This window comes from Candidatus Bathyarchaeota archaeon, from assembly GCA_029882535.1.
Taxonomy (GTDB): domain Archaea; phylum Thermoproteota; class Bathyarchaeia; order Bathyarchaeales; family SOJC01; genus JAOUKM01.
The window spans coordinates 16,208-28,015 of record JAOUKM010000004.1 but is presented as its reverse complement, the minus strand read 5'-3'; the positions used below and the strand labels follow the sequence as shown (position 1 = coordinate 28,015).

12 protein-coding genes are annotated in these 11,808 nt (G+C 41.8%); 11 read left to right on the top strand and 1 reads right to left on the bottom strand.

What is annotated here, in order from left to right; translation table 11 throughout:
* Nucleotides 1–45: 45 nt before the first annotated feature.
* From OEX01_02355 to OEX01_02330, 6 genes are all read left to right on the top strand, one after another.
* A complete protein-coding gene (locus tag OEX01_02355) occupies nt 46–561 on the top strand; it encodes a nitroreductase family protein (GenBank protein ID MDH5447831.1) in 516 nt (171 codons plus the stop codon).
* Nucleotides 562–567: 6 nt separating this feature from the next.
* Nucleotides 568–1,926 carry a M20/M25/M40 family metallo-hydrolase gene (locus tag OEX01_02350; GenBank protein ID MDH5447830.1) on the top strand — a complete coding sequence of 453 codons (1,359 nt, stop codon included), beginning with the start codon at nt 568–570 and terminating at the stop codon, nt 1,924–1,926.
* 203 nt (nt 1,927–2,129) lie between these two features.
* Nucleotides 2,130–2,603, top strand: coding sequence for a DUF3788 domain-containing protein (locus OEX01_02345; protein ID MDH5447829.1), 474 nt, complete (start codon nt 2,130–2,132; stop codon nt 2,601–2,603).
* Nucleotides 2,604–2,959: 356 nt separating this feature from the next.
* Nucleotides 2,960–4,321, top strand: coding sequence for a phosphoglucosamine mutase (gene glmM, locus OEX01_02340; GenBank protein MDH5447828.1), 1,362 nt, complete (start codon nt 2,960–2,962; stop codon nt 4,319–4,321).
* The gene (locus tag OEX01_02335; protein ID MDH5447827.1) at nt 4,322–5,596 is read left to right on the top strand and encodes a sugar phosphate nucleotidyltransferase; all 1,275 of its coding nucleotides are present in this window, start codon (nt 4,322–4,324) and stop codon (nt 5,594–5,596) included.
* Nucleotides 5,597–5,672: 76 nt separating this feature from the next.
* Nucleotides 5,673–6,095: an Lsm family RNA-binding protein gene (locus OEX01_02330; protein ID MDH5447826.1), complete on the top strand. Its 423-nt coding sequence runs from the start codon at nt 5,673–5,675 to the stop codon at nt 6,093–6,095.
* Here OEX01_02330 and OEX01_02325 read toward each other — a convergent pair.
* Complete coding sequence (locus OEX01_02325) at nt 6,092–6,844, bottom strand: proteasome assembly chaperone family protein (GenBank protein MDH5447825.1); 753 nt, start codon at nt 6,842–6,844, stop codon at nt 6,092–6,094. The two genes, OEX01_02330 and OEX01_02325, sit on opposite strands and share 4 nt — an antisense overlap.
* Before the next feature lie 76 nt (nt 6,845–6,920).
* Between OEX01_02325 and tgtA the strand changes: the two genes are divergently transcribed.
* The 5 genes from tgtA (at nt 6,921) to OEX01_02300 (ending at nt 11,757) form a co-directional block, all read left to right on the top strand.
* On the top strand, nt 6,921–8,537 hold the full coding sequence (gene tgtA / locus OEX01_02320) for a tRNA guanosine(15) transglycosylase TgtA (protein ID MDH5447824.1): 1,617 nt from the start codon (nt 6,921–6,923) through the stop codon (nt 8,535–8,537).
* Entirely contained in the window at nt 8,530–9,165 is a 636-nt protein-coding gene (locus tag OEX01_02315) for a PHP domain-containing protein (GenBank protein MDH5447823.1), read from the top strand. Before tgtA ends, OEX01_02315 begins: the two co-directional genes overlap by 8 nt.
* A 2-nt stretch (nt 9,166–9,167) precedes the next feature.
* Entirely contained in the window at nt 9,168–10,439 is a 1,272-nt protein-coding gene (locus OEX01_02310) for an MBL fold metallo-hydrolase (GenBank protein MDH5447822.1), read from the top strand.
* Nucleotides 10,440–10,570: 131 nt separating this feature from the next.
* Nucleotides 10,571–11,131 carry a helix-turn-helix domain-containing protein gene (locus tag OEX01_02305; protein MDH5447821.1) on the top strand — a complete coding sequence of 187 codons (561 nt, stop codon included), beginning with the start codon at nt 10,571–10,573 and terminating at the stop codon, nt 11,129–11,131.
* Nucleotides 11,128–11,757: a hypothetical protein gene (locus tag OEX01_02300; protein MDH5447820.1), complete on the top strand. Its 630-nt coding sequence runs from the start codon at nt 11,128–11,130 to the stop codon at nt 11,755–11,757. Before OEX01_02305 ends, OEX01_02300 begins: the two co-directional genes overlap by 4 nt.
* Nucleotides 11,758–11,808: the final 51 nt, after the last annotated feature.

The window sequence follows — 11,808 nt, the reverse complement described above, 5'->3', positions numbered from 1 at the left end:
ATAAGTCCTTAGAAAAGTATGAACTCTTAGAGAGAGGGAAAAACTTTGGACGTTTTTGAAGCTATAAAAACTCGGAGAAGCATCAGAAAATATAAATCCGATTCTATTCCCGATGAAAAACTAAAGATGATTTTGGAAGCTGCTCGTTTGGCACCTTCTGCTGCTAACCGTCAGCCGTGGCGTTTCGTGGTGGTGTGTGATGCGGAAAGAAAGAAGGCTCTGGCAAAGGCATCGAACAATCAAACATTCCTTGCAGATGCTGCCGCTATTGTAACCGCTATAAGCGATCCTGACATATCGAAAAGATGGTACGCGAAGGATCCTATGATTGCCGTGGAACACATGGCTCTGACAGCTACATCTCTAGGCTATGGCACATGCTGGATAGGCGCCTTTAACGAAGAGGAAGTGAAGCATCTGCTCAACATTCCTAAAGGAATGCGTGTAATTGCACTGTTACCTATTGGCATACCAGACGAGACACCCCAACCTAGGCCGAGAAGAGAAATTTCAGAAATTTTCTTTGAAGAAGAGTACGGTAAACCTTTAGATTCGCGGTGATTTTTTGTGAATATTAAAAGGGTTTATGACTACATCGACAAGCACTCGCAAAACTTCATTCAAGAATTGGCAAGGCTAGTGAAACAGCCCAGCATCTCTGCAAAAGGCGAAGGAATGCAGAAATGCGCAGAAATAGTTGAGAAGATGCTGCGTGAAGTTGGGTTTTCTACTCAAGTAATTCCTGAAAAGAATGGAAACCCCGTTGTTTACGGAGAGCTAAAGTCGCAAAACTCAAAGAAAACCTTGCTGTTCTATGACCATTATGACGTTCAACCGCCTGAACCCTTGGAAGAATGGAAGTTCGATGCTTTCAGCGGCAAGGTTTACGAGGGAAGAATTTATGGTCGAGGCGTCTCGGATAATAAGGGAAACATTGTTTCGAGAATAAAGGTGGTTGAGGCTTTTCTTAAGGCTGTTGGCGACGTTCCTGTGAATGTGAAGTTTGTTGTGGAAGGTGAAGAGGAAATTGGCAGTCCACATTTTGCTCCTGTTGTTAAGCAGCATAAAGACTTGTTTTCTAATGATGCTACGATTTGGGAGTTTGGCGGAACAAACTATGAGGGGCGCCCTGAGATCTATCTGGGTCTAAAAGGCGTCTTGTCGGTGGAGCTGAGGACCAAGGGCGCATCAAGGGATGTTCACTCTGCAAACGCTCCACTAGTTCAAAATCCTGCGTGGCGCCTCGTTTGGGCTTTAAACACGTTGAAGAATGAAGAAGACGAGATATTAATCGAAGGCTTTTACGACAATGTTGAACCACCCTCCAAAGAAGAGCTTCAACTGTTGGACGACATCCCCCTCGAAGAAGAAAAACTGAAAAGAACTTTGGGCTTGAAAGAGTTTCTGCACAAGAAAACTGGTAGAGAAGCCAAGAAAACGCTGCTTTACAGCCCCACATGTACAATTAACGGTTTTCTCGCAGGGTATACTGGACCAGGTTCCAAAACGGTTTTGCCAAAGGAAGCTATGGTGAAGCTTGACTTTAGACTTGTGCCGAACCAGATGCCTGACAAAATTTTAGAAAAACTTAGGGAGCACTTGAAGAAAGGAGGCTTCAAAGACATAGAAGCCATACGCTACGGTTCGACTGAACCGACAAAAACTCCAGTGACAGACAAGTTTGTGAATGTTGTCGTTAAGGCGGCGGAGAAGATTTATGGAAAAAGGGCTGTTGTGTATCCTACCAGTGCGGCTTCAGGACCTATGCATTTGTTTCGAAACTGGCTAGGTTGTCCTGTTGTTTCTGCGGGCTGCAGTCACGCGGATGCGAAAGGTCATGCTCCGAACGAAAACTTGACCATAGAAGGTTTCATAAAGGGAAGTAAATTCATGGCAACCGTCTTAAACGATTTCAGCCAATCCTGATTACTATTAGGTCTTCAAATATGTGCATCCATTGAACTAAATATTTTCTAAATGTGAGAAATGCGGAAAAGCTACGATAGAGCCAAAAGAATAAAGAGCACAAAATCCTGAAGTTGCAAAATATCTTAAGGACTAGGGATCATTTGGAATTTAATCGAATGATTTTTAGTAAAAAGACAGGTACTGAGGCAAAAGACAATTAGATGTCAAATGACAGAAGAGTACTATTGATGAATATGGGGCAAAATTTCCATCGGATGACAGACAAGGCACCCAAGCCTACCGAACAGGAAATGGTAAAGTTCATAGGAGAACAGGCAAAAGAAGCTTGGCTAGAGGTAAGACGGTTCATTGAAGACAATTATGGTCTTATACCTGAAACAATATTTTATGGAACAAAATACGGATGGACAATCCGTTACCGCAAAAGCAGAAAGACTCTATGCTCGCTTTTCCCAGAGAAAGGCGGATTTACAGTTTTAATAGTTCTTGGCAAGAAAGAATCCGAAAAAGCTCTTTTAATACGAGATGAATTAAGTTCCAAAATCCGTAAACTTCTAGGGGACACGGAACAATTGCATGATGGACGCTGGCTATGGATTAGACTATTAACAACAAGCGATACCAATGACATAAAGAAACTTTTACAAATAAAAAGAAAACCAAAGAAGATTTGAATCATAAAGCTTTGGCAAACATCAAACGACTAATTACTCCCGAGAATTCTAAATTCAATTATCCTTCTTTCCAAAACACAAGATTGACTTGGCTTATTTGCCAATCATCAACTTCTTACATAACTTTACATAGCCAAAAGAAAACTTCCCTAATACTCAGAAATATATGCGAAAAAAGACCCATATTCCAAAGGCATACAAGCAGAGGTTTTTCACAGAAAAAACAAACTCCTCGCCACAATTAGGATCTACTAGCCGCCAATTTGGAGTATACAGTATAGAGCCTAATCTAAGCGCCACACACACAAACACTATAAACAACCACAACAAACACCAAAAGAAACAGGGAAACCCCTTTGACAAAACTCTTCGGAACAAGCGGCATAAGAGGCAAAGCCAACAAAACCATAACACCACAACTCGCCCTCCAAATCGGCCAAGCCCTAGCCACCCACACAAAAGCAAAAACAATACTCACAGCCCAAGATACACGCACAACCTCCCCCATGCTACAACACGCATTAACAGCCGGCATAACCGCCTGCGCCGCCACCGCTTTACAACAAGGCACGATTCCAACACCTGTTCTAGCATACTTAACAAAACAAACAAAAGCCGACGCAGGAGTGATGGTAACCGCCAGCCACAACCCTCCAGAATACAACGGCATAAAACTCTACAACCCCGACACAACAGCCTACAACCAAAAACAACAAAACCAAATAGAAAAAACAATAACCAAAAAACAATTCAAACTCGCAACATGGCAAAACATAGGCAAAACCATCACAATAAACGAAACCCAACAATACATCGAAATGATAACAAAAAACGTCAAACTCAAAAAACCTTGGAAAATAATCATAGACTCCGGAAACGGAGCCACCAGCCAACTTGTACCTCAAATATTTCGCGAGCTAAATTGTAACCTAATAGCCGTTAATTCACAGCCAAACGGACACTTTCCAGGAAGAAACTCCGAACCCAACGAAGAATCGCTCAAGCCACTATGCAACATGGTAAGAAGACTAGAGGCTGCCTTGGGAATAGCATATGACGGAGACGGAGACAGAATGATAACAACAGACGAAAAAGGACGCATAACACCATTAGACCAAACTTTCGCCGCCTACGCTGCTCATGTGATAAAACAGCGGAAAAACAAGACAATAGTTACACAAGTAGAAGCTTCAATGTGCATCGAAAAAATGATTGAGGCTGAGGGTGGGAAAATTGTTAGAACAAAAGTGGGCGACGTAAACATCACAGAAGCCATAAAAAAACACAGCGCAACCTTCGGAGGCGAACCCTGTGGTGCATGGATACACCCAAACTACCATTACTGCCCAGATGGCATCCTCTCATCAATCCTACTCCTCAAAGCCCTAGAAGAAACAAACCAAAACTTGTCCTCTTTTGTTTCCAAAGTACCTCAATATCCACTGTTGAGGCAGAATGTTGCATGCTCAAATTCTGTCAAACCCATTGTATTGGAAAAGGTGTATGAAGCCTTACCTGCAATCTTTTCCGATGTTAAAGAACAATCGAAAATAGACGGATTTCGTTTAGCCTTGAAACAAGGTTGGCTTCTAGTAAGACCTTCTGGAACAGAACCTTTAATGCGAATAACAGTAGAAGCAGAAACCAGAAAAACTTCAGAAATAATTATGAAAAAAACTGCAAAACTAATTGACAAACTAGTCAAGGAGACAGGTTAAATGAAAGCAGTAATTTTAGTCGCTGGGAAAGGAACCCGTCTTCACCCACTTACACTTACACGTCCTAAACACCTTGTCCCAGTTGGTGGAAAACCAATAATAGACCACATACTAACTGCTCTCAAAAATGCAGGAATAAACGAGGTAGTTTTCATCGTTAATTACATGGCGGAACGCCTTCAACATCATTTGGGAGACGGAACAAAATACGGGATGAAGTTCGAATATGCGGTTCAGAAACAGCTCAATGGCACCGCTGATGCCACAAGTTTTGCAGAACCCTTCATGAAAAAAGACTTTCTCTTAACCTACGGCGACTGGCTAACAACTTCAGACGCAATAAACGCAGTTCTCAAAATACATAGAAAAGAAAAACCTGCGGCTACAATGGCGGTTGTTTCTGTTGAAAATCCTGAACACTATGGCATAGTTGAACTTGAGAATTCTTTTGTCAAAGCTATTGTAGAAAAACCTCACCGAGATGAAGCTCCAACCAACTTGGCGAACGCAGGCATCTATGTCCTTTCAACAGAAATTTTCGAAGCAATCAAACACACAGAACAATCTCCAAGAGGAGAATTAGAAATAACCGATTCGCTCTCATTACTTTTAGAAGAAGGACACAAAATTGCTGCTGCTAAGCTTTCAAGCAGCGAAATGTTTGATGTGGGACTGCTGTGGGATTTGTTTGAAGCTAACCGATGGGTTCTCGAAAAGACAAAACCAAAAAAGGAGGGGCAAATTGAGGATGCATCTCACTTAATAAGTCCCATAACCATTGAGGAAGGCGCAAGAATCCGTTCTGGGACATACATCGAAGGCCCTGTCTTCATCGGCAAAGACAGCGACATAGGACCCAACTGCTTTATCCGTCCTTACACTAGCATTGGCCAAAAAGTAAGAATCGGAAACGCATGTGAAATAAAAAACAGCATTATAATGGATAAAACACACATCGGCCATCTATCCTATATAGGCGACAGCATAATAGGCGAAAACTGCAACTTCGGCGCAGGAACCACGATTGCCAATTATCGCTTAGATGGCAGATCAGTCAAAATGAAGGTCAAAGACAAAGTTTTAGACACTGGAAGAAGAAAACTCGGCGTTGTGCTTGGTGACGACGTCAAAACTGGGATAAACGCTTTGTTTATGCCTGGAGTGAAAGTGGGTAACAACTGTTGGATAGGCCCTAATGTCGTCGTATATCGAGACGTGCCTCCAAACACTATAATCATGTTTAAACAGGAACAGGGACAACGCAAAAAACTGTAAAAGAGTTCTGAAATATCAAAATCCTAAAAAGGTGTACTGTTATAATATCACGACAGAATTAAGAAGGTAGAATAAGTTGTCAGCAGCACAGAGAAGGTTTTTCAGTGAAATAGCGACTTTGGTTGACAAAAGAGTTACAGTAGCAACCCTCAACGGAAAATCCTATAGTGGCACACTTGTCGGAATAAATCCAGACAACATGAGCCTCTGCTTATCAGATGCAAAAGACGAAAAGGGTCAAACATTGCACAGAGTTGTGTTAAACGGTAACGTCGTAGCTAAGATATTTGCAGTTGAAAAGCCCTTTGATTTGAAGGCTCTGGCGGAACGTTTAGAGAAAGTGTTTCCGACTATGGTTAGGCTTTACGAGGATAAGGGTTTCATCTGGGTAATGGAGAAAATCAAAGTCACAGAGAAAGGTGTTGTAGAGGGAACTGGGCCTGCAGCTGAGCGTGTGCAGAAGGTGTATGGGCTGTTTTTAAGCGAGATGAAGACTTAGATAAACCAGCGGAATTGCGATTCCTCTTTTCTTCTTTCTTTTATTGATCGTTCGAGCAAACCAAAGTTTTCCAAAGTGCTTCGCATAATTTCCACAGTATCATTTAAAGTGTCAAAACTAACCTCTAAATTCAGCATTTTACAAACTACATTTAAAACCTCACGAGTAGCTATACTGTCGGGATAAAGCCCCAAAGTTTCAGCCAACAAACAAAAGCCACGGAAACCCCTTAGTTTCCCAATTCCTACCAGAAGACCTGCAACTCCGAAAATCTGGCCTCTAATAATTTCAGCGCCTACCTCCAACAATTCGCTCACCGTTTCCTTGTCTGTAGCAGCAAAGTAAAGCTTCGGCTTATCAACCTCTTGCACTATTTTCAAACCACCCATAGTTATCACGAAGCGACAGCCAAATTTTTTGGATACGTCAAGGATGTGCCCACAAAGCTCATATTGCCCTGTTGTAGTCAATGCTTGAGTGTTTCCGTAAAGAATGATAAGATCCCGTTCCCCTTCTTTCCCCTTATAATAATAGAGCTCGTTAATGGGATAGTGCATTTGTCCTTTTTCAGCAGTTACGGCGAAGTCTTGGAAGGAAGAGCAGCGAATCTCAGCAAAAAGATTCGCCTTCAATTCCCGAATAAGATGTAACGCTGCTATGTTGGCAACGAATCCGATACCAGGTAAGCCTTCTATCAAGACAGGATCTCTTAACTTTGGTTTTTCCCGTAGAGAAACGACGCAGACCATACTTCTTGCTTCTCCTAAACGAGTACAAAGAAATAATAGTGGAGATATTAAAGCATGTTTCGGCAGATGAAACAAAATGAGCTTTGAAATACGTGACAGAGACATGCTTGCAAGGCTAGGGAAAATAAAAACTAAAAGCGGAACGATAGAAACACCCATTTTGCTTCCTGTAATAAACCCAGCTATTCAACCAATCTCGCCAAAGACTATGAATGAAGAATTTAACTGCGAGGCGTTGATAACGAACGCGTATATTTTAAAGAAACAAAGCGGTGAAGAGGCCGTAGAGAAGGAAGTACATAAGCTCCTTGATTTTGACGGCGTGGTCATGACTGACTCTGGAGCCTATCAAATTCTCGTCTACGGAAAAGTAGATGTTACTCCTGCAGAAATTGTGCAATATCAAGAACAAATTTCCACAGACATCGCTACTATATTGGACGTACCAACAAGCTGGCACACAACGAAAGCCTATGCAAAACACACCGTTGACGAGACAATAAACCGCACCAAGCAATTGGCAAAAATTAAAACTCGAAGTGATGTTCTATGGGTTGCTCCAATACAAGGCGGACAGTATTTGAACCTCGTCGCGTATTCAGCTAAACAGGTAGGAAAGTTGCCCTTTCAAATTCATGCTTTGGGAAGCCCTACCACAATTATGGAGCAGTATCTTTTTGACACGTTAGTTGACATGATTATGACAGCAAAGATGAACATGCCTTCGCAAAGACCTTTGCATCTTTTCGGTGCAGGCCACCCCTTCATGTTTGCCTTGGCCGTAGCTTTAGGATGTGACATGTTCGATTCAGCTGCCTACGCAATCTATGCAAGGCAAAACCGCTACATGACAGAATACGGCACGAGCAGACTCGACGAGCTTCAATATTTCCCATGCTCCTGTCCAATCTGTACAAAGAACAATCCGAAAGACGTTATGCACATGCCACAGAAAGAGAGGCAAGAAGCTTTAGCAAAACACAACCTCTACTCAAGTTTCGCAGAGCTAAAACGTATAAAACAAGCCATTATCGAAGGCAGACTCTGGGAATACCTAAAGGTAAGAGCCCATGCGCATCCTGCTTTGCTTCAAGCTGTAAAACGGCTTAAGAAATATGAGAATTACATAGAGCGCCACAGTCCAACAACCAAGAGGCATGGTCTCTTCTTTTTCAGCAATTTGGGACTCATGCGACCAGAAGTTGTACGCTATAGGAAGTTATTTGCAGAGAGATATTCGCCACCAAAAGAGGTTAAGATTCTTCTATTGCTGCCTAAACTCTCGAAAAGGCCTTTTCACAAGGCTAAAGAAGTAAAATTTTTGTTCAAAAATATTCAGCAGAGACTACTTGGAAAACGTGCTTTGTTTCACGTTTGTGTTTATGCAGCACCTTTTGGCGTGATTCCTTTAGAGCTTGATGAAGTTTATCCTTTATCTCAGCACGAAATTGCAACACCGTTGGACCTTGAGACCATAGATTACGTGGCTGGGCAGGTTAAAAACTATGTTGCTGCATCTTCTTACAAGAAGGTAGTCTTGGTTGAAGACTTGGTTTGGAAAGGCAAAGTTTCAGCGGCTTACAAGCACATCAAGAGAAAAGATTTATCAATAACAGTCTTAGGTGTAAAAGAGACATTGAACGAAGACGTTCTAAACGATATTGTTGAAACCCTTAGAAAATTGGTTGTTTGAGAGAAAAAGTAACATGCTTCGAGTGGACTTGCATTTACACACGGTTTTTTCAGGTGACTCTACAATTAGCCCTAAACTCATCGTAGACCAATTGCATTCACACCCTTTGATTAAAGGTGTAGCAATCGCAGACCATAACACTCTAGAAGGCTATTTCCAAGTCCATAGACTTGCCAGTGTTTATGAAGATTTAGTGATTTTACCCGGGATCGAAATAAGCACCGAGAAGGGAGACATAATTATTTTGGGAGTTGAAGAAAAGCCAGAATACCCAGTGACGTTAAACTCTGCTATTGAATTTGCAAAGACAAAAAACGGAGTAATTGTGATACCCCATCCGTACCGTTCCAGGGGCATCGGCGACTTAGCCATGGATATCGACGCCCATGCTATTGAAGTCTTAAATCCTACCGCTACACCTAAAGAAAATATGCTGGCTCAAAAATTGGCGAAAACAAAAGGCGTGTCCAGCGTTGCTGGAACAGATGCTCACAATGTAAGAGAATTGTGGACAGTATCCACAGAGGTCGATGCGCAGCTGACTGTTGAAAGCGTTCTAGACGCTATTCAAAAGGGTTTCGTTAAGGCTGTCGATTCTCGTGCAGCAAACTTGGTAAATAGAGATTGAAGGTGAGGAAGTTTACTTTAGAAATTAGGTTTCTTGGCGGTACCCTTGAAGTTGGAAGAGTCGCAATAGCGGTAAAAGCCAACAAAACGCAAGTTTTGCTAGACTACGGAATCATGATGGGTCACGAACCGGGTTTTCCCATGCATATTGCTCCTAAGGACATTGATGCGCTTATATTAAGCCACTGTCATCTTGATCACTCTGGAGCGCTACCAATTTTTTACATACAAGATAAGAAGCCTCTCTATGCTACTCGATTGACTTTGGAGTTGGCGCAACTGCTGATTAAGGATTTTATTCATCTTTCGGGCTATTATCTTCCTTTTGAGTATCTTGAATTAAAGTATATGATGCATAACTCTGTCTATGCAGATTATGGAGAGAAGAAAACTGTGGGCGACATAAGTTTTCAGCTTCTCGACGCTGGACATATTCCTGGAAGCGCTCAAGTTCTTATAGAAGCAGAAGGCAAGCGTATTCTTTTCACAGGTGACTTTAACACTTCTAAAACTCGTCTTTTATCATCGGCAGATAATAACTACGGAGAACTTGACGTTATAATAATTGAAACCACCTATGCAAACAACGATCATACTGAACGGCTAGAATTGGAGAAGAATTTTGTTGCTCACGTTACTGATGTTGTGGAAAAGGGCGGTACAGTATTAGTTCCTGCTTTCGGCGTCGGGCGCTCACAAGAAATAGCTTGCATTCTCGCAGCGCATCATTTTGAATATCAAATAACTATAGACGGTATGGCTCGCGCAGTTAATCGCATAATGATGGACAATACAGAATTTCTGCGTGATCCACGTCTCTTTATGGACGCTGTTCACGGAGCTATGTGGGTAGATGGATGGCGAGACCGCAGAACTGCAGCCAAGAAGCCAAGCGTAATTATTTCTCCAGCAGGCATGTTAAAAGGTGGGCCAGCCGCTTTTTATATTTCAAAGTTAGGCAAGAAATCCAGCAACGCCGTTTTCCTTGTAAGCTATCAAATACCAGGTACACCTGGTCGTGAACTGTTGGAAAAAGGAATGTGTGTAATTGATGGCAAAGTACGTAAAGTTAAGGCTCAGGTAGAACATTTCGATTTCTCTTCACATTGCGGTGCCAGTCAACTTCGAGAGGTTGTGAAGAATTTAGAAGGTAACCCTAAGGTATTTGCAGTTCATGGTGCTGAAGGAAACTGTGAACGATTTGCTAAACGGGTGAAAAAAGAAGCAGGTTTTAAGGCTAGAGCGCCAAAAGCAGGCGACAGGTTTACTGTTTGAAGGCAACAAATGACTAAGGTAGGCTTGCCGCTAATCTGCATACTTGTAGTAAAGCTTATATCTGCCGTTTCGCATTAGATATTTTCAGAATTAAAATAGATGAATATCGAATAGATTATGGTGAAAATCGAATGTCTGAAGACCTAAAAGAAGAAATGAAAGAACTCAAAGAAGAAATTGCAAATCTAAAAGAAGAACTCAGAGATATTGTGGAAAGGAAACAAAAAAGAAGCCGCGGCATATACATAGATGTAGGCAACCGTGTACACGACTACGTCGAAGATGTCATGGAAGGCGTCGCTGAAGGTATACACGGCGAGCTTGAAAAATCCATATTCATCGGTCCACAAGGCGTCCGAATCTTCAGAAACAGAAAACTGTATAGAAAAGAGGACGAAATTGAAGTTAGTTTTCACAAAGTGGCTAAAGTCATGAGTTCACTGGGTCACGAACACAGACTAGGAATATTAAATGAACTTATGAGCGGCGGAAAATACATTAACGAGCTGCAAGAGCAGCTTTCAGAGATTACCACAAGTACACTTTCAAGCCACCTTAACGTGCTTGAAGAAGCAGGGCTGGTGGTTCAAGAAAAAGTCAGGGGGCGCTACCTCATCACTATGCCAGGTAGAACTGCATACAAAATGGCACGACGTGTCACCAGATTTCTTGAAAGAAGGAACCACAAATGATATGGAAAAACTATCAACTAGACAGCACAGTTTCAAAAGCAACTGAAGACATAACATTGTGGCGAACAGGAAAAGGCATTTTAGAAATTAGCAAAGACACATTGGTCCTTCCGATAAAGCTAAACGAACAACGAAAAGGCTACGTATTCCACGGACATGGTAAACTACTTCTTGACACGGTGGTCGAAACTGAAGAAGGTGCAATCGGCAGACCCGTCGAGAAAGAAATCATCGAACCTTTTCTAATGTTGGGAGATATAGAAGAAATACAGCAACACCTCAGTACAGCAGACAAAGAAGACTTGACAGAAACCGGATATGAAAGTGAACAAAAATTTGTAACCAAAGCAGAAGAGCTGTGTGATCAGTTTTTAGGAAGGGGAAGGGTTCATAACCATAGGTGTTTCGGCGAAGACCATGGCTTTGTCTTTGCATTTTTAAATGAAGCAGACAAGTTAGACATTCTTGTGGCTAAAGATTCTAAGCTGGTATATAAGGCAATGGACATAGTTTTTGTGTCAAATAAAAACAAGGTAGTTCTGAAAAGTCCTAGTGAAGTGGTTTGCACGGACAATGGAAAATCGGTCATTATCAAGAGAGGGAAATCGTTAATTATCAGAAAATAGTGCTTTTTCCAGCGCTACTACGGAATTCTCTTTTCTTTCCTTTTTTTGTAG